Annotated in this window: 21 protein-coding genes and 1 riboswitch; all 21 genes read right to left on the reverse strand. The window is 41.9% G+C overall.

Features of this window, described 5'->3' with window-relative positions; genetic code table 11:
- Positions 1-6 precede the first annotated feature (6 nt).
- The 21 genes from D8802_RS04435 to mgtA all read right to left on the reverse strand — a co-directional run bounded on the left by D8802_RS04435 (position 7) and on the right by mgtA (position 18497).
- A complete protein-coding gene (locus D8802_RS04435) occupies positions 7-303 on the reverse strand; it encodes a 50S ribosomal protein L23 (protein WP_001055347.1) in 297 nt (98 codons plus the stop codon).
- Positions 303-926 (reverse strand): 50S ribosomal protein L4, encoded by a 624-nt coding sequence (rplD, locus tag D8802_RS04440; RefSeq protein WP_000024537.1) that lies wholly within the window; start codon positions 924-926, stop codon positions 303-305. Before rplD ends, D8802_RS04435 begins: the two co-directional genes overlap by 1 nt.
- A 24-nt stretch (positions 927-950) precedes the next feature.
- A complete protein-coding gene (gene rplC / locus D8802_RS04445) occupies positions 951-1577 on the reverse strand; it encodes a 50S ribosomal protein L3 (RefSeq protein ID WP_000160197.1) in 627 nt (208 codons plus the stop codon).
- Between the two features lie 216 nt (positions 1578-1793).
- A complete protein-coding gene (rpsJ, locus tag D8802_RS04450) occupies positions 1794-2102 on the reverse strand; it encodes a 30S ribosomal protein S10 (RefSeq protein WP_125394929.1) in 309 nt (102 codons plus the stop codon).
- 265 nt (positions 2103-2367) lie between these two features.
- Positions 2368-3006, reverse strand: a complete 639-nt coding sequence (locus D8802_RS04455) for a uridine kinase family protein (RefSeq protein WP_125394930.1) — start codon at positions 3004-3006, stop codon at positions 2368-2370.
- Entirely contained in the window at positions 3003-3599 is a 597-nt protein-coding gene (nrdG, locus tag D8802_RS04460) for an anaerobic ribonucleoside-triphosphate reductase activating protein (RefSeq protein ID WP_125394931.1), read from the reverse strand. The genes D8802_RS04455 and nrdG overlap by 4 nt, the downstream gene beginning before the upstream one ends.
- A 5-nt stretch (positions 3600-3604) precedes the next feature.
- Entirely contained in the window at positions 3605-4105 is a 501-nt protein-coding gene (locus tag D8802_RS04465) for a GNAT family N-acetyltransferase (RefSeq protein WP_125394932.1), read from the reverse strand.
- A 43-nt stretch (positions 4106-4148) separates the two neighbouring features.
- The gene (locus D8802_RS04470; protein ID WP_125394933.1) at positions 4149-4289 is read right to left on the reverse strand and encodes a hypothetical protein; all 141 of its coding nucleotides are present in this window, start codon (positions 4287-4289) and stop codon (positions 4149-4151) included.
- Positions 4290-4300: 11 nt separating this feature from the next.
- Positions 4301-6508, reverse strand: coding sequence for an anaerobic ribonucleoside-triphosphate reductase (nrdD, locus tag D8802_RS04475; protein WP_185758193.1), 2208 nt, complete (start codon positions 6506-6508; stop codon positions 4301-4303).
- 116 nt (positions 6509-6624) lie between these two features.
- Positions 6625-8181, reverse strand: a complete 1557-nt coding sequence (locus tag D8802_RS04480; RefSeq protein WP_125394935.1) for a damage-inducible protein CinA — start codon at positions 8179-8181, stop codon at positions 6625-6627.
- 35 nt (positions 8182-8216) lie between these two features.
- Positions 8217-8360 (reverse strand): hypothetical protein, encoded by a 144-nt coding sequence (locus D8802_RS10130; RefSeq protein ID WP_185758194.1) that lies wholly within the window; start codon positions 8358-8360, stop codon positions 8217-8219.
- A 74-nt stretch (positions 8361-8434) separates the two neighbouring features.
- Complete coding sequence (gene cls, locus D8802_RS04485; RefSeq protein WP_125394936.1) at positions 8435-9967, reverse strand: cardiolipin synthase; 1533 nt, start codon at positions 9965-9967, stop codon at positions 8435-8437.
- A 264-nt stretch (positions 9968-10231) separates the two neighbouring features.
- Complete coding sequence (locus D8802_RS04490; RefSeq protein WP_125394937.1) at positions 10232-11383, reverse strand: iron-containing alcohol dehydrogenase; 1152 nt, start codon at positions 11381-11383, stop codon at positions 10232-10234.
- Positions 11384-11568: 185 nt separating this feature from the next.
- A complete protein-coding gene (locus D8802_RS04495; protein ID WP_125394938.1) occupies positions 11569-12024 on the reverse strand; it encodes an SP_0198 family lipoprotein in 456 nt (151 codons plus the stop codon).
- 90 nt (positions 12025-12114) lie between these two features.
- Positions 12115-13365 (reverse strand): bifunctional folylpolyglutamate synthase/dihydrofolate synthase, encoded by a 1251-nt coding sequence (locus D8802_RS04500; RefSeq protein WP_185758195.1) that lies wholly within the window; start codon positions 13363-13365, stop codon positions 12115-12117.
- 207 nt (positions 13366-13572) lie between these two features.
- Positions 13573-13878, reverse strand: coding sequence for a DUF1292 domain-containing protein (locus D8802_RS04505; RefSeq protein ID WP_000017624.1), 306 nt, complete (start codon positions 13876-13878; stop codon positions 13573-13575).
- Positions 13879-13893: 15 nt separating this feature from the next.
- Positions 13894-14313: a Holliday junction resolvase RuvX gene (gene ruvX / locus D8802_RS04510; protein WP_125394940.1), complete on the reverse strand. Its 420-nt coding sequence runs from the start codon at positions 14311-14313 to the stop codon at positions 13894-13896.
- Between the two features lie 3 nt (positions 14314-14316).
- Positions 14317-14583: an IreB family regulatory phosphoprotein gene (locus D8802_RS04515; protein WP_000507060.1), complete on the reverse strand. Its 267-nt coding sequence runs from the start codon at positions 14581-14583 to the stop codon at positions 14317-14319.
- A gap of 87 nt (positions 14584-14670) precedes the next feature.
- A complete protein-coding gene (locus D8802_RS04520) occupies positions 14671-15240 on the reverse strand; it encodes an SP0191 family lipoprotein (RefSeq protein WP_125394941.1) in 570 nt (189 codons plus the stop codon).
- A 63-nt stretch (positions 15241-15303) separates the two neighbouring features.
- Positions 15304-15702, reverse strand: coding sequence for a transcriptional regulator Spx (gene spx, locus D8802_RS04525; RefSeq protein WP_000591165.1), 399 nt, complete (start codon positions 15700-15702; stop codon positions 15304-15306).
- Between the two features lie 134 nt (positions 15703-15836).
- Positions 15837-18497 carry a magnesium-translocating P-type ATPase gene (mgtA, locus tag D8802_RS04535; RefSeq protein WP_125394942.1) on the reverse strand — a complete coding sequence of 887 codons (2661 nt, stop codon included), beginning with the start codon at positions 18495-18497 and terminating at the stop codon, positions 15837-15839.
- A 196-nt stretch (positions 18498-18693) separates the two neighbouring features.
- A riboswitch (M-box (ykoK) riboswitch) is annotated at positions 18694-18845 on the reverse strand.
- Between the last annotated feature and the right edge of the window lie 33 nt (positions 18846-18878).

The raw sequence follows: 18878 nt of genomic DNA on the forward strand, positions 1-18878 counted from the left end.
CTTAGATTATTCAGCTTCAGCAGCAAACAACTCGATTGCTTTTGAATCAGCTGTAAGTGTGATGATAGCTTTTTTAGTTTTGTTAGTAAAACCAGTGTAACGTCCAACACGTTTCGCTTTTGGTTTTACGTTGATTGTGTTAACATTTGCAACTTTAACACCTTCGAAAGCAGCTTCAACAGCTTGCTTGATCAAAAGTTTGTGTGCACGAGTGTCAACTTCAAATACATATTTTCCTGCTTCAAGTTGAGCCATTGAGCTTTCAGTGATAACAGGTTTTTTGATAACATCATACAAATTCATTATGCAAGAACCTCCTCGATTTTAGAGATAGCTGCTTGTGTGACAAGAAGTTTGTCGCTATTTGCGATGTCAAGAACACTTGCAGTTGTAGCAGTTGCAACTTTCACGTTTGGAAGGTTACGAGCTGAAAGAGCTGCGAATTCATTTCCTTCTTCAAGGATAACAAGAACTTTAGAATCGATGCTCAATGCTGCAAGAACTTTTGCAAATTCAGCAGTTTTTGGAGCTGTAAATGAAAGAGCGTCTACAGCTACGAATTTGTTTTCAGCAACTTTTTCAGAGTAAACTGATTTAAGAGCTAGGCGACGAACTTTTTGTGGAAGTTTGTAGCCGTATGAACGTGGAGTTGGTCCGAAGACAACACCACCACCACGCCATTGTGGTGAGCGGATAGAACCTTGACGAGCACGTCCAGTTCCTTTTTGACGCCATGGTTTGCGTCCACCACCTGATACTGCAGAGCGGTTTTTAACAGCGTGTGTTCCTTGACGAAGGCTTGCGCGTTGGCTGATGATCACATCAAACACAACTGATTCATTTGGTTCGATACCAAATACTGCATCGTTAAGAACAACTTGGCCAGCTTCTTTACCAGTTTGGTCAAATAATGTTACGTTTGCCATTGTGACTGATTTCCCCTTTCTTTATTATTTACCAGCTTTAACTGCTGATTTGATAGTGATAAGAGATTTCTTAGCACCTGGTACGTTACCTTTGATAAGGATAACGTTCTTTTCTGGAACAACTTGTACAACTTCAAGGTTTTGAATTGTTACGCGGTCGCCACCCATACGTCCTGCAAGGTTTTTACCTTTGAATACGCGGTTAGGTGCAACAGGTCCCATAGAACCTGGACGACGGTGGTAACGAGATCCGTGAGCCATTGGTCCACGTGATTGTCCGTGGCGTTTGATAACACCTTGGAAACCTTTACCTTTAGAAGTACCAGTTACGTCAACAACGTCTCCAGCTGCGAATGTTTCAACTGTGATTTCAGCACCAACTTCCAAGCCTTCAACGTTTTTGAATTCACGAATGAAGCGCTTAGGAGCCGTGTTAGCTTTCGCTACATGTCCTTTAGCAGGTTTGTTGCTCAATACTTCGCGTTTGTCATCGAAACCAACTTGGATAGCGTTGTATCCGTCTGTTTCTACAGTTTTAACTTGAAGAACAACGTTTGGAGTTGCTTCAATAACTGTTACAGGGATCAATTCGCCAGCTTCAGTGAAGATTTGAGTCATTCCCACTTTTTTCCCTAAGATTCCTTTTGTCATGAGAAAATAGTTCCTTTTCTATATTTTTTATTCAAAAAGTTTTTAACGAGCGTTTTTCATGCTCAAGTCTAAGATACAAAGGGCGTCAAACTCAAAGTGAAAATAGGAAACTGACGCAGTGTCTAACAGACACTAGGAAGTTTATCTTTTTCACACCGAGTTTAGCCCGTGTTCAATTAAATTGAAACACTAGCCTCTGCTCTTTTATATTTTAGATTAAAGTTTGATTTCTACGTTTACACCACTTGGAAGATCCAATTTCATCAACGCATCAACTGTTTTTTGAGTTGGGTTAACGATATCGATCAAACGTTTGTGTGTACGCATTTCAAATTGTTCGCGAGAGTCTTTGTATTTGTGAGTCGCACGAATGATTGTGTAGAGGCTACGCTCAGTTGGAAGTGGGATTGGACCCGCAATTTGTGCACCTGTACGAGTAGCTGATTCTACGATTTTTGCAGCCGCTGTGTCAAGCGTACGGTGTTCGTAAGCTTTCAAACGGATACGGATTTTTTTGTTTGCCATCTTTTTCTCCTTTTCGTCTATTTAAGATAATAGGCTAGCTCCACAAGAAAACCGACGCGCGTTGCGTGGCAATGCAACCGAGCGTGTCGCAACCTCTTGCATCAAAGCTAAGGCTGTAATTTACAGCACCATAATAGAATAACACAAAGCCCCTGCGATTGCAAGGGATTTGTTAGGTTTTTTTCGTTTTTTTAGGATGAAACTGTTTTCCTATTTCATCTTCCTATGATTACTGATTTACGTCTATAAAAATCAATCTTTTCTTCTATATAACATGCGTCATAACATGCGTCATCTTGACCTTAAATTTATCTTCTGATTGATCTACTAAAATGTCCGCTTTAGACTCGGTTTCTCTATAGTATCGCAGATACTGCTCCCGTCTCATCTGATGGCTAGCTAATACAAAAGATGCATCGCGATTTCTCATTGTCGTATCTCGAGCCAGACGCCTCTTTAACTCTGTTTCTTCATCCGTGTAGAAACAGATGATTTTGTCAAAGAGCTTCTTGGGTAGAAAGCCCACAGACATCCCTTCAACAATCAGAATCGGTTTTGCTCCAGACAAGAGTTCACTAGCCTTCCACGGTTCATCGATTGTCAAGACATCCATACCTGCCTGCAAGGCTAAGATATCTCTCTTCAAACTTGCCAGTTCATGCGCCACTGGGAGACAAGCTGTCACCTTTTGATCTGGCGCTTGCTTTGGTACTACCAGGTGACGTTCTGAAGTGATATAGGGATCTGTTTCTAGTAAATTTACTGTAGTAGAATCTAAAGCTTGGTACAATTCCTGTGCGAAGGTTGATTTACCTGAAGCCCCATGACCGTAAATCCCCAGCGTCCTAACCCTTCCCGTTTCAATCTCTGAAACCAGTTGTTCTATCAGGTCATTTTTCTTCATTCTCTCTTCACCTGTTCATAGCTTTCTTTTCCGTCATTAAGCTTGTCCCAAATCACCACTTGCCCACTTTTGAGAGATTTTTGCACATCGATAATCCGTTGATTGGAAGAACCTCGAAACTGGAGCATGAGATTGCGCTTGCTTTTATCATACCGCCCATCGACAAGGATGTCAATTAAGGATAAGAGTTCCAGTTTATCTGGAGTCTCCAGCATCATTTCTTCCCAAGTGTAGCCCGTCCAGGACCAGATGTCTTTATCTGGCAATTCCTTTCGAATGCGTTTAACGAGTGGTAAGAGAATGCCTGTATTAAGAAAAGGTTCTCCTCCCAGCAAGGTCAAGCCTTGAACATAGGGCTGGGCAAGATCTGTCATAATCTGTTCTTCCAACTCTGGTGTATAAGGAATCCCTGCATTGAAAGACCAAGTCGCAACATTATAGCACCCCTCGCAGTGAAACATGCAACCTGATACATAGAGAGAGTTTCGCACACCTTCTCCATCGACAAAGTTAAAGGCCTTGTAGTCAATGATACGCCCCTGACTGAGTTCTTCACTTTTCCACTCGCCTGGTTTTGGTGTATTCCATGTCATGCTGTCTACTCCAAGTCTATCCAATAGCGCTCCGTTCCGTTTCGAACATCCTCCAACTCCCCACCATTAGCTAAGATAACAGCTCGGCTTGCTGGATTTTCTGTGCTACAAGTCACTAAAGCTCGTTTAATATTCTTTCCCTTAGCAACTTGTAGACCTTGTCGGAGGGATTCTTTCGCATAACCCTTACCTCTTTCAGATGGACGAATGGAGTAGCCAATATGGCCCCCATTTTCTAGTAAGTAATCATTTAATCGGAGACGAAGGTTGAGAAAGCCAAGAGCCTGGCCTGCTACGTCAAAACTAACCAGCTGGATAGCAGGAACCCAGTTTTCAGGAATATTGAGTCCCGCTTCCGCTTGAAGATTTTCTTCTAGCCACTCTTCATAAACAAAATTGTTGGCGTTCCAAAACCCACCATCGTGGGGTGATTGAGTCTGTTCAAACTCTGCCATCATCTCTAAAACTGTTTCTTTATCTGCCAATGTTGGTCTGCGTAGTATCATTTTTACCTCCAATTAAGAGAAAAGCGAGAGGCAACTCTCACTTTTATTTTTTCTTGTTCTTGTTTAAAAACTGTTCTCTGAGGTTGAGCAAGCGTTCTTTTTTACCTATTCCACCTTTCGAGTGTTTCTCGTGATAACGGATCACTTGTGCGCGTCCCTTATCGTCTAATTGGTATTTCCCCATTGCGTTTCCTTCTAATTTGTTACTTCATGTCCAGCTGTTTTGATAGTAGAGCCATTCATGTGTTTGACACGCGCAGCGATTTCCTTGTGGCGTCCGTTAACCATCGGACGCGCTTGAGGATTTCCCAGATAACCACACGTACGTTTGACCACATCTACTGTTTTAGGGTCGCTATTGCCACAGTTGGGACAAGCAAATCCTCTCTCAGTTGGTTCAAAATCCCCTTCAAAGTCACACTTGTAGCAACGATCAATCGGAGTATTAGTTCCTAGATAACCGACACGGTCATAGGCATAGTCCCAAACAGCTTCCAGGGCTTTAGGATTTTGTTGAAGAACTGGGTACTCACAATAATGAATGAAACCACCTGACGCACCTGCTTCTGGATAAACTTTCTCAAAGTCTAACTTTTCAAACGGTGTTGGATTTTTCCGGACATCGTAGTGGAAAGAGTTGGTGTAGTATTCCTTGTCCGTGATGTCAGGAATAGAACCGAACTTCTCCGTATCCAAGCGACAGAAGCGATCTGTCAGACTTTCAGACGGTGTGGAGTAGATAGAGAAATGGTAACCATATTGGTCAGACCACTCTTCCACACGACGTTTCATATCGCGAATGATATCCAGCGTAAATTCCTTGGCTTCTGGATTGCTTTCCCAGCTATTTCCAAAGAAGACAGTAGCCACTTCGTACAAACCGATGTAGCCCAGCGAAACTGTCGCACGGCGATTCTTAAAGAGCTGATCAACGCTCTCGTCTTTTCCAAGACGGCGTCCGAAGGCCCCGTACTGATAGAGAATGGGGGCGTTTGCTGGTGTTGCTTCCTTGGTTCGTTCAACACGATAAACTAGAGCATCTTCTGCGATGTTCATCCGCTCGTTGAAGATTTCCCAGAACTTATTCATGTCGCCCTCAGACTCGAGGGCGATACGAGGCAAATTGACTGTCACAACACCTAGATTCATACGGCCTGAATTGACCTCGACGCCATTCTCATCCTTCCATCCTTGAAGGAAAGAACGGCAACCCATAGGAACCTTGAAAGAACCTGTCAACTCGATAATCTTATCGTAGGACAAGACATCTGGGTACATCCGCTTGGTTGCACACTCGAGGGCCAACTGTTTGATGTCATAGTTCGGAGTCCCTTCTTCCAAGTTAAGGCCTCTTTTCAGCGTAAAGATGAGTTTAGGGAAGATAGCTGTTCGATGTTCTGAACCAAGCCCCTTGATACGAATGGTCAAGATAGCTTTTTGAATTTCCCGCTCAAAACGATTGGTCCCTAGACCGAAACCTAGCGAAGTAAACGGTGTTTGTCCATTTGAAGTGAAGAGGGTGTTAATTTCATACTCAAGAGATTGCATGGCATCGTAGATGTCCTTTTGCGTTTTCTTCCAAGCGTAATCTTCCCGTTTTTCAGGCAAGACCCACTCTTCTGCATCCTTGAGGTGCTTTTGATAATTCTTCTCTGCATAAGGAGCCAAGACTTCATCGATACGGTCAGCTGAGCAACCCCCGTACTGGCTAGAAGCAACATTGGCGATGATTTGTGAAATCTGAGCTGTCGCAGTCTGGATAGACTTGGGACTCTCTACCTCTGCATTTCCAATCTTAAAACCATTTTCTAGCATGCCTTTAAAATCAATCAAACAGCAGTTGGTCATCGGAGTATAGGGGCTGTAGTCCAAGTCATGATAGTGGATATCCCCTTTTTGATGAGCATTGGCTACGTGCTTAGGAAGCATTTGCAGCCCGATTGATTTCCCCACAATCCCTGCTGTCAAATCACGCTGGGTATTAAAGACATCACTGTCTTTATTAGCATTTTCATTGACAACTGCTTGATCTTTATTGAGAAGTTTATGGATACTAAAGTTGATATCTGTCGCTTTTGAGCGCTCAAAATCCCTTTGTGTCCGATAAGTGATATACTCCTCAGCCAGCGCATATTCTTTGGCTTCAAGGAGTTCATGCTCTACGATATTCTGAATCTCGTAAATCTTGACACCTTGAGGGAAACGACTGTGAATTTCCGCAACAATACGCTCAAGCAGCCCATTTAGACGTTTTTCGACCAAGGGTGTCACATCCATGACTTTGTCAGCCGCCTTGTGGAGAGCTTTGTCAATCTTGTCTATATCAAACACTACACGTCTACCATCTCGTTTTTCAACGAACAAGGTGGGAACGGTTGCAAGCTTTTCTTCTAATACAATCATATCCATGCTCTTTTCTATTTTTCTTCTTAAGTGATATTATACCACTCTAAAAAGAAAAATCAATATCTTGTGTTAAAAATTCTAAAATTTTTAAAAATCCACAAGATATTGATTTATTATTTAGATTTATAAAGCTTGAATTCCTTACTATCCGTCTGAACAAGCTCGTATTTTTCACTAAGTAGGCTCTCTACATCCGACCACAAGGCAACCTTTTGGTTGACCAAAATCATCTTCGGTTGATTTTCTTTCAAGTCATTGACTAGTTTCGTTTTATTCTCGTCGCTTGCAGTATAGAGTGTTGGTGTTACTAGAGAGCTTGGCGCCAAGCGTTCACTTGCGCGGTAGAAATCTGGACGATCATCCCAAGCATAGACACGATCCTCAGAACTCGTTTGCTGTTTGACCACGCTAGCAAGTTGCTCGCGTTCCTGATAAGTACTTGGATGCGAAATATAGCGACTCAAAACAGGTAGGAAAAGTAAATAGACTATCGCAACTAATGGTAGATAGAAATTTCCCTTGAGGTAGCGACCAAAGAGTGATGAAGAGCGAACTCTTCGTCTACTACGACTGATACGATCAGGGCTTCCTTCTTTGATGTTGGTTAACGATAACAATGTCAGAAAGGGCAAAATCGCTGCCAAACGTGAGCCATGCAAAGGTTCTTTTGAAAGAATTAATAAAGAAAGAGTTACTAATAATCCTAAAATAGCGCCTATTGAGACAGCAGATTGTTTGGCTGGTTTAGATTGAAACAATCCTGAAAAGATCAATGTCAGAATCCCAATACCGATGGATAGCAAACCATAGAAAGCAGCATTCTCCATAAGATTGGCATTTGAAAATAGACTAAGCGTATCTATTGGATACAAAGTATGGCTAATCGCATCACCAAAAGTTCCTGTTAAGACTGTATAATAGCCAATTGGATAAAAAATGATAGAAAATCCTAGGGCTGATGCGAAAAATTGATACAAACCATGAGCAAATTTACGCTTGGCAATATTAAATCCAAACAAACTCAAGGCAAGTGTGGCTGCAAACAAAGCTGTGGGAATAGGGGATAGGAAGAAAGCTAATGCTAAACTCATCCCAACTCGCAAGAAACCTTTATCGTTACTTGGATCATCCAGATAGTCAGCCACTAGGCTAAAACTATAAAATAGAAAAGGCAAGGCCACAACTACTGCATAGCTACCACCAAATCCCAGACTGCCTACAAGCAAATAGAAAACCAACAAAAGCTGTCTAGCCTGCTCTCCCTGACCTGTCAAGGTATCTGCAGATTTAAATAGAAAAACACCAGCTCCGAACAAGGCCAACCACTCCACCAAAGCAAAAAGAATACTCCCTTGAGAGAGGTAGGTTAGTAAGTAATAAAGCAGTCCATTTGAACCATAATAATCCGTGTAAATCTGCCCACTCTGATGTAGTGCCCAACCAGTATAAAGATCTTGCATCTGTTGAGGACTTACTAAACCAAAGATCAGAGGCAACATGACAGAAACAGCTGTAGCAGCCAGACTCCAAATTGCCACACTAAAAAACGGAAGTGGAGTTCGTTTCTTCTTGCCTCGCTCCAGTCCAAATTCAGACTCTTGATCCAGCCATTCTTGATACTGGTATCGAGATCCTTCTAGCTGTTCGTCTTTTTCCCCATATACGTTCATTCAATTTCTCCTCTAAGTTTATCTGTTTTAGTATATCAAAATCTTACAGGAATGTCAGCTAAGGATTGATATTTCTTTAACTTCTTATCTAGCTCAGCATAGCGTTCAATCTCTCGAAAACGGTGTAAACTGCTTGTTTGAAACTCTAGGATAAAATCATATTCTTCTTGATTTAGCATTTTCATCCTCCTGCTTATCTATTCGCAAAAAGACAAAAATAAGATCCAGCCTTGGACCAGATCTTGATGGATAATTAGAGCATAGGTGCAAACAACTGGACAATTTCCTTGATCAGGCTTTGATACCAGCTTGTTTTGATTGTGTGGGGATAAATTTCTTGAGAAACTTTAAAAATCTCTTCGAAGTCCCTTTCAATATCGATGATAGACTGCATTCTATAAAGCAAGACGGCATTCTCATAGTGGTGTAGCAAACTCCGATAGTCAAAATTGATGGTTCCCACAGTAGCTGCCTCTCCATCGACAAGCATTTGTTTGCTATGAAGAAATCCCGGGCTGTACTCATAAATACGAACCCCTGCAGATAGCAAGTCTGGATAGGCTCCCCGAGTAACTAATTGAATAACCTTCTTATCTGGGATACACGGCGTCACAATTCGCACATCTACCCCTCTCAATGCTGCATTTTTGATACTCTCGGTTAGATCATAGTCAGCGATCAGATAAGGGGTCGTGATGTAGACGTAGTCTGTAGCTTGATTGATAAGGTTTTGATAGACCGTTTTTCCAACCTGGGCTCGGTAGATGGGTTTTGGCCCGCTACTATAGGGAATACAGAGCCCCATCCCATCTTTGGGTTGATTTTCGAGATGGTATTGGTCAAAGTCACTAATTTCCCCACGGTTGATATACCAAGTTGATAAAAAGAGTCTAGTAAAAGCCTTAACTGCCGATCCATCTAGGCGAATACCGCTATCCTTCCAATAACCAAAGCGCTCGATATGGTTGATATACTCATCTGCCAGATTAACACCACCTGTATAGGCGATTTGACCATCGATAATCATGATTTTACGGTGATCACGGTTGTTATAAGCAACGGTCAAACGTGGAATCACCTTATTAAATTTATGTGCTTCAATCCCTCGACCACGAAGCTGGATGGTGTAATCTCCAGGCAAGGTTGCCATACAACCAATATCATCATAGAGGAGTTTGACTTCTACTCCTTGAGCAGCCTTTTCTTCCAAAATTCCCAAAATACTATTCCACATCAAGCCTTCTTCGATGATATAGTATTCGAGAAAGATAAACTTCTCCGCTTTTTTGAGATCCTCCAACATCTGGCGCCACATGCTTTCACCTGAAGGGAAGAAATGGGTATCTGTTCGATTATAGACATCCGCATTCGTATCCATACTGAGGAGAGATTTGATGACTCCGTAAGCCGACTTATCCTCTTCCTTTAACTCCAAACGGAGGGCTCTGCTATTGTCCTCTCGGTCAACCATTGATTGGAGTTGCTTTAGCTGCTTGACCTCTTTTTTAGATAGGCGGCGTTCTCCAAACATGATATAGAGCAAGGGACCAAATACTGGCACAAAGGCTACTAACAGCCATGTCACCTTGCTTTCAGGATTCATGGACCGATTGACAATTGATACAATGGTCGCTAAGCTTACTAAAATGACAAGGATAATCCAGAGAATCGGAGCCATCTGGCCTAGATAGAGAAATAAACCAAAGACGATAAACAACTCTGCCAACATGATGGTAATACTAAAACCATATTTGGACATGAGTAGCTGCATTTTTCTAGCTGTCATACATCCCCTTCCTTTTCTATCATTCTCCCTCACCGATTGATGAACTAATGTTTCTACTAGTATACCTCAGTTCAGGGGTAGATGGCAACCTTTTACCTTTTTCTATTCAAACTATTCCAAGAACTGCAAGATTCCTAAACTACACCCACACTATATGAAGCGCTGCCCTTCTTATCTTTTTAACTAGAGTATTAAGAAGCTTAAAAAGAACTACCAAAATGATAGTTCTTTCCAGCATTATTTAGCTTCTTTTCACTTTATGAATCAGAAGAGTTCTTTGTAGAGAGCTATGGTTTCTTCTAAGGTTGGCATAAATGGATTTCCAGGTGCACAAGCATCAATCAAAGCATTCTTAGAAAGGTAGTCAAAGTCAAAGTCTTTTTCTTGGATACCGAGTTCAGTGAGTTTCTTCGGAATACCTACTGTTTCAGACAGTTTTTCAATTTCAGCGATAGCATAGTCAGCGCATTCCTGGTCTGTTTTCCCCTCAACATGGAGTCCCAAAGCCTTGGCTACATTGCGGAAAGCTTCTGGTACACGTTTGGCATTTTCGCGTTCTACAACTGGGAGAAGCATGGCACAGCAGACACCATGCGGCAAGTTATATACCGCACCGAGTTGGTGAGCCATAGAATGAACATAGCCCAAACCAGCATTGTTAAAGCTCATACCACCGAGGAAGATGGCATTGACCATCGCCTCACGCGCTTCAATATCTTGTCCGTTAGCCACAGCACGAGGAAGGTACTCCTTGATGAGTTCAATAGCTCCGATAGAGAGTTTCTTGGTCACATTATAAGCACCTGGTGTTACCAAGGCTTCGACAGCGTGAGTAAGAGCGTCCATACCTGTCGCTGCTGTCAATCCTTTCGGTTTTGAAAGCATGAGTTCTGGGTCATTGACTGAGATGAGGGCGAGGCTGTTCTTATCAACCATTACCATCTTGACCTTGCGTTCTTCGTCAGTAATGACATAGTTAATGGTGATTTCTGCAGAAGTTCCAGCTGTTGTATTGATCGCAACCACTGGCAACCCTTTTTCAGCAGACTTGTGAAGTCCTTCGTAGTCCTGTGGTTTGCCACCATTTGTCGCAATGATAGAGATACAACTAGCCGCATCCTGAGGAGACCCACCCCCAAGACTGATGATAAAGTCACATCCATGCTCTTTCAGGGCAGCCACTCCGTCTGTGACGTTCTTGCAAGTCGGATTTGGCTCCACATCGCTAAAGATCACATATTCGATCTCTTCAGCATCTAATGGTTTTAGGACCTTAGGTATAATATCACTGCCTTCGATGAATTTATCTGTCACCAAAAGGGCCTTCTTATACCCCAGTTCCTTGATATACGGACCTACTTCATTTACAACACCTTTACCAATAAGGTTAACTGATGGAACGTAAAATGTAGCCATATGCTTTTCCTCCTGCGCCTCTGCGCTATTTGATTATTTACTATAAGTATACGACCTAATAAGAAGTTTTACAAATTTTTGTAAGCGTTTTAAGTAAAAAGTTAGTAAAGAACCACTGGTCACGTTTTAAAACAAAAAAGCTCCAAAAAGACTAATTTCATCTCCTTGGAACTTTTGCTTAATTATTATTGTTTCGTTAAGACTACTCGGTCAGATGCCTCTCGATCCATATCGTCGATAGTCATTTGATTACCATTAACTGCGTAAATCTTGACATCATCACCGATGATGACACGTTGATTTTCTGGATCAAAGGTGACTTGCTTGATTTCCTTATCTCCATCTGGCTCGACCTCAGTCCATGTACCAGCTTTACCTGTTACAACAAGAGTGATCTGGTCATTCTCATCTTTTCCAGTATAGGTACCATTGATGTTCGTAGGTTGAGCCACAGTAGTATCCTGACTCGAGGACGCCTGTGGTTGACTAGCACTTGTAGCAGCACTAGAAGACGATTCTTGTTGAGTAGATGGTTGCTGAGCAGATTGCTGGGTAGGGGCTTGTGCCTTAGGTCCACAAGCTGCTAAAAGACTAAGAATTGCTAGGGAAGCAATAGAAAGTGTGAATGTTTTCGTTTTCATAGCGATTTCCTTTCTTTTGTGCCAATGTTTTGCTGGAATCGTTTCCAGATGTACCTCCTACCTCCAGTATAGCAACTTCATCCTAGAAGGTCAACTAATCCCATCACTTCCAACCAAACTCGCTCGTACTTCCGAGATAAAGTAGAGTGACCCCGTCACGAAAAGCAAGTTCTGGTCATTGGCCTTTTCTTCAAATTCTCTGATAAAATCGCCATAGGAAGGAATCAAATCGTAACCCGCCACATCCTTCTCATCCAAAGAACCTTGGTAGTCAAAACCCGTTACCTTAAGTTCCACCTCAGGCAACTGCTCAGATAGACAGCCTAACATCCCTTGATAATCCTTGCGTTTAAGAGCGCCAAAAAGAATGCGAACTTGATAGCCTTGCTGGATTTTCCCTTGAATAAACTCGACTAGACGAGTCAAGGCTGGAAGATTGTGAGCCCCGTCTAGGTAGATATGCGGACGAATCCGTTCCAATCGACCGGCCCAGTGAGTCTCTTTCAAGGCCTGTCTGACAAGTTCTTCTTCGACACCTTCACCTCTTGACGCCATAAACAGAAGAAAAGTTTGTAAAGCCAAGGCGGCATTTTCTTGTTGATAAGCACCTTCCAAACCGATTTCGAGCTGTGAAAAGCTTGCTAGGCTACTTGAAAAATCCCCAGCAGTCAAGGTGAAGTCTCGCCCAGCTTGATAAAGGTCTACATCTAACTCTCTCGCTCTTTTTTGACAGACAAGCTCTGCTTCTGGAGCTAGCTTAGCAATGACCGCCTTCTTTCCAGCCTTGAAAATACCAGCTTTCTGCTCGGCTATTTCCTCCAGACTGTCACCTAAGGTCTCCTGATGATCTAGACCAATCGAAGTAATAACTGCAACCTCTCCTGTTACGACATTAGTCGTGTCAAGCAGACCACCAATCCCCACTTCTAGCAGGACTAGATCCACTCCCTGCTCTTTAAAGTAAAGCAAAGCAATCAGGGTCAACAACTCAAAGAAAGACAATTGATCATGTGCTTCTAAAAGAGTTTTTTCCATCTCCTTAACTTGGTTAGCTATACGGGTAAAGTCTTCATCTACGATCGGTAGCCCATTGATACAGATTCGATCATGGATACTGACGATATGAGGAGAGGTAAAAGTGCCAACTTTTTTTCCATGAGCTACAAACAACTCCCTCATAAAGGCGATAGTTGACCCCTTACCGTTAGTCCCTGTTACGTGGATAATAGGATAAGTCCTCTCTGGATTCCCCAGCAAATCCACAGCTCGCTGCATTCGTCCAAGACCAGATCTAAAGTTTAAACCAATCCGACTATGCAGCCATTCTTCTACTTCAAACACACACATCTCCTTAACAAAAGTACAATCAACTACTGCATCAAAGTATGATTACAAATAAAAAGCGAGGTCGGGACAAAAATTCCAACCTCTTACCTGGTTAGCTAATCACTAGCTACTATGAATTTCAACGTGGGCTAAAAACATCCACTGGATGTTCCAACTCTTCCAATTTTTAGGAGTTGGGCTAAAAACGTCCCCTGGACGTTTTTACTCCTCCATAAAGCTGTTGAAGACTTCTTCAATCATATTCCATTCGTCTTCTGAGTCTTCTGGGATTGGTTGCAATTCGCCTTCTGTTCCGTCTTCGTTTTCGATGAATGAGTAAGCTTGGATTTCAACTTCACCGTTTTCGTCTTCTTCTGCGTTAACTGGCACTAGGAGAACATAGTTTTTACCAAACTCTTCTTTCCCATCAATCGTCAAAAGAATTTCAAACAAGGTTTCATTTCCTTGCTCGTCTACTAGTGTAATCAATTCGCGTTCTTCGTGGTCATGGTTGTGATCGTGTGACATAGTTTCTCCTCTGTCTTAAAATTTTCTATCTAAATAATTTTGCAAAATCAGCTGAGCAGCCAACTTATCAATAACTTTTTTTCGCTTGTTGCGACTGATATCAGCCTGCTCAATCAACATACGCTCCGCAGCGACCGTTGTCAAACGCTCATCCTGATAGTCTACTGGCAAACCAAAGAGTTCTTCTAGCTTTGCTCCGTATGCTTGACTGGCTTCTACTCGTGGACCGCTGGTATTGTTCATGTTCTTTGGCAAACCTACTACAAAGCGTTCCACCTTATAGCTGTCAACCAATTTCTTGATACGGTCAAAACCAAACCGACCCTGATCCTCATTAATCTGGATGATTTCAAGTCCTTGAGCAGTGAAGCCTAGGGGATCGCTAATAGCCACCCCTACTGTTTTTGAACCGACGTCCAATCCCATAATTCTCATAGATTATAGATCGACTCCTTGTCCTTTAAGGTAGTAGCGTACCAATTCTTCAACAATCTCATCACGCTCATACTTACGGATTTGATTTCGTGCATTGTTGTATCGAGGAACGTAGGCAGGGTCTCCACTCAATACATAACCCACAATCTGGTTGATCGGATTGTAGCCTTTTTCATTCAGAGAAGCATAGACGTCTGTCAACGTTTCACTAATTTCCTTCTTGTTGGAATCATCCAATTTAAAACGTACAGTTTCTTCAGTAAATCCCATTCTAACACCCTCTTTCCTTAGAATAGTACTATTATAGCATATTTCCTTACGTTCTACAATTAAGTCAATCCATTTATTTGGATTTTCTTACTGTTCTGTCGCACCATTTGCCACTCTGTCTGCGATATATTGGCTTGGTTCATTTTTCAAAAGAGTCTCTAAGCCAAGATTTTTCAAATAATCTGTCTGTGACGCCTTTTTGACATCCAAGACTTGTAAATCATAGGTCGTTGTGGTCTGGATTTCAGTCTGACTGAGTAGTTTGGTTTCAAGTGTAAAACCTGCCAATTTACGCGCTTCCTGAAGCATTTCATCCTTTTCTTCTGCTTCTAAAAGAGCTTTTTGAGTTTCTTCAAGACCGTGGTCAGCGATAAAGGATTTCAATTCCTCACTTAAGGGCCGTATCTGCCGAATAACCAATTTTAGAAATTGTTTCCCTTTATAGGTAATGGTTTGCGTTTGCTTGACGCCATCTCCTGACTCAGGGAAAATCAAAGTCTTAGTCACAACCGTATTCTTTTCCGCATTTTCCAAAACGGGCAGAGTAGACTGGAGTGTTTCGGATTCACTTTTTGAACTGGATGTCGTTTCCTTCTTTTGGCCACATCCTGCAAGTAGCAGGAGGAGAGTAGCTGCGCCAATTACTATCTTTTTCATAATTCCTCACATAATTTTTTGATAAAAAATGAACAAGGCTAGGAGATACCCCAGCCTCGATGTTTATAGAGCTGCACGCAAACGTGCTTCTGCATTTTCTACATTACGGACAGAGCGTGGTAAAAAGGCACGGATATCATCTTCTTTGTAACCGACCTGCAAACGCTTCTCGTCAACTAGAATAGGACTTTTTAAGATCCGTGGTGTTTCCATGATTAAGTTGAGTACTTCATTGACACTCAAATCTTCGATGTCAACTCCTAAAGCTTTCGCATAGCGGTTTTTTGATGATACAATGCTGGCAATTCCATTATCTGTCTTTGTCAGAATATCAAGTAATTCTTCTCTCGTAATCCCTTCTTTACCAAGGTTTTGTTCTTTATAACTTAACTGGTGTGCGTTGAGCCAAGTCTTCGCTTTCTTACAGCTTGTGCAACTGGAGACGGTATAAATCTTAATCATGTGCCTACCCCTTTCGCTACATGTTACTATCAGTTTAGTCTATTATACCATAAAAAACATCCGACTTGCGACCTATTTTTAAAAAAATTTAACTTTTTTAGCGATTTTCGTACTTTTTTCTTGACAAAATCAATTTATAGCCAACTTTTAAATTTTTTGATATAGATTCGTTTCACAACTGTAACACTGATCATATAGAGAACGATGATCAAAAGCAAAAAGAGGAAATAAATTGGTTCCAAAGGGGTTAAATGAAGAAGGCTAGCAATTGAAGAGTAGGGAAGGAAGGTCACAAAGCTAGCTGCTAGCAAGGTTGTTCCAAGAACAAACCATGATGGACGACTTTGTAAGAAAGGAAGCTTTGCTGAACGGAGCATATGGATAACCATGGTTTGGGACCACATGGATTCAATGAACCAACCTGTCTGGAACAAGATGATAAAGCCCGTTGCAGACTCTGCTCCGTGGACATAGGCTTGACCTGTCGCCATTGGAACAATGACAAAATAGAGCAAGATAAAGGTCAAAATATCAAAAATAGAAGAAATCGGACCCATCCAAATCATAAAGCGAGTAATGGACTGAGCCTCCCACTTATGAGGCTTCTTCAAAAAGTCTTCATCCACATTATCAAATGGCATGGCAATGCAAGAAAGATCGTAGACTAGGTTTAAGACAATCAAGTGAATCGGAGCCATTGGCAGGAAAGGTAAAAATATACCAGACACTAACAGAGAGAAAATGTTCCCGAAATTAGAGCTGACCGTCATCTTGATATATTTGGTCATATTAGCATAGACTTTGCGTCCTTCAACCAGCCCTTTTTCAAGCACCATCAAATCCTTATCTAGCAAAATGACATCAGCCGTTTCTTTGGCAATATCTACTGCTGTATCAACAGAAATCCCCACATCTGCCACTTTCATAGAAGGGGCATCATTGATTCCATCTCCCATATAACCGACACAATGTCCATTAGATTTGATTTGTAAAATGATTCGTGCTTTCTGATCCGGAGAGAGTTTGGCAAAGACAGTCACCTTCTCAACTGCTTGGGCCAACTCTTCGTCCGTCATGGCATCAATATCAGAACCCAGCAAGATTTGATCAACGTCTAAACCAACTTTTTCGCAAACTGCTTGGGTTACCTTCTCATTGTCCCCCGTCAAGATCTTTGTTTGAACACCGTGTTCTAACAAAGCTTGGATAGCAGGTGCTGCTGATGGTTTTGGTGGATCTAGAAAGGCAAGATATCCTGTTAGAATCATCTCTTTTTCATCTTCAACAGAGTAAGCAAAACCTTCTTTTAGGCCTGTTTTATAGGCGACTCCCAAGACTCGCAAGCCCTGTTGATTAAGTTGGTCCACTTCTTTTAAGATTTCCACTCGGATATCATCCGTTAGAGGGCTAATCTGACCTTGATATTCCACATGGGTTGAAATCGCAAGCATTTCCTCTAGAGCACCCTTGGTTACCAAACTAACAACTTCGTTCTCATCCTTGACGATGACACTCATCCGTCTGCGTTCAAAGTCAAAGGGCAATTCATCGATTTTTTGGAAGCTAGTATCCAAATTTTGTAGAATAGCGTGTTCTTTAGCTTCTTTTTCAGTTCTACTGATAATGGCACGGTCCATTAAGTTTTTCAATCCCGTTTGAAAATAGGAATTGAGGTAGGCACGTCTCAACACAGACAAATCCAAATCTCCATGTATATCCAAAGGATATTCAAGGACAATTTCGTCTTGGGTAAGGGTTCCGGTTTTATCCGTACACAGGATATCAATAGCACCTAGGTCCTGTATGGCATTGAGTTTTTTGATGACGACTTTTTCCTTGGCCATGATAATGGAACCTTTTGCTAAACTGGCCGTGATGATCATAGGAAGCATCTCAGGTGTCAATCCAACACCAACACTCAGTGCAAACACACCTGCTTCCAGCCAGTCGCCGTCTGTCAAGCCATTGGAGAGAAACACGATGGGAACCATGACTAACATCAAACGGATTAAGAGCCAAGAGATGCTGTTCATCTCCCGTTCAAAAGAGGTCGGTTCGTCATAGGTATTGAGAGTCTGCTCGATCTCTCCCATCATGGTATCATCACCGACCGCTAGAATCAAAGCCTTGGCACTTCCTGATATCACGTTGGTTCCCATAAAGGCGAGCGCCTCTGCTTCTAGCAAACTATCAAAATTTGACTGACTCATTTTTGACAAGGCCAGTTTTTCAACCGAGTCACTTTCACCTGTCAAACCAGACTGTTGGACAAAGAAATCACGTGATTCAATCAAAAGGAGGTCTGCTGGAATCATATCCCCAGCACTTAACTTGACTATATCTCCAACGACCAAATCTTCAATTGCGACCTCTAAACTCTGGCCTTCGCGAATAACTGTGGCTGTATTCACAATCATTTTTGATAGATTGATCGCAGCTTTGTCACTCCGCAGTTCTTGAACAAAGCGTATGCCACCAGAGATTAGAACGAGAACGACGATGATGATAGAAGTCGTCGGATCTTCTTGTCCAGACTTCGCCAACCAGACGTTGGTCACCATGGAAATCATAGCGATGACCAGCAGGATGATTGTAAATGGATTGATAATAGAATCGTAAATCTTTTTGAGGATACTGTCTTCTTGACCCTTAGTGATGGTGTTTTCGCCATATAGGTCACGATTTTTCTCCACCTGCTCCTCAGTCAAGCCTGTTAGACTTGTCTTATAAAAAGATAGAGTTTCTTTTAAAGGTGTATGAATAGCTACTGCTAATCTTTCTTTTGTAGTTTTCATTGGTTTCTCCTATCTGTATGAATGATTTGTTTCATACACAGAGACCAATCACTTTATAAGGGCAGAACGACACAAATCAGCGATTGGCTGTGTATGTGCGGTTCTGGATGATCGTCAATTTGCATCGTTTTTCTCCTTTCTTTTTCTTAAAACAGCAGAAAATCCTACCATAAAAATGGCAGGATTAAAAAACTAATTATCTGTTTTTTCGTTCAAGCTTTAACTCCATAGGGCGATGTAATGAGCTTAGTCTTGGCCTTCGCGACCAGGACTGTTGACCAACGAGTAGTGTCTCCACTGCTTTGCGGTAGTCATCCGTATCCCTATGGTAGCCTCACCTACCGTTTTCGTCTATCAGTATAAACCTTTAAAATATAAAAG

The sequence above is a fragment of the Streptococcus oralis genome (assembly GCF_003943395.1).
In the GTDB taxonomy this organism is placed as follows: domain Bacteria; phylum Bacillota; class Bacilli; order Lactobacillales; family Streptococcaceae; genus Streptococcus; species Streptococcus oralis_BF.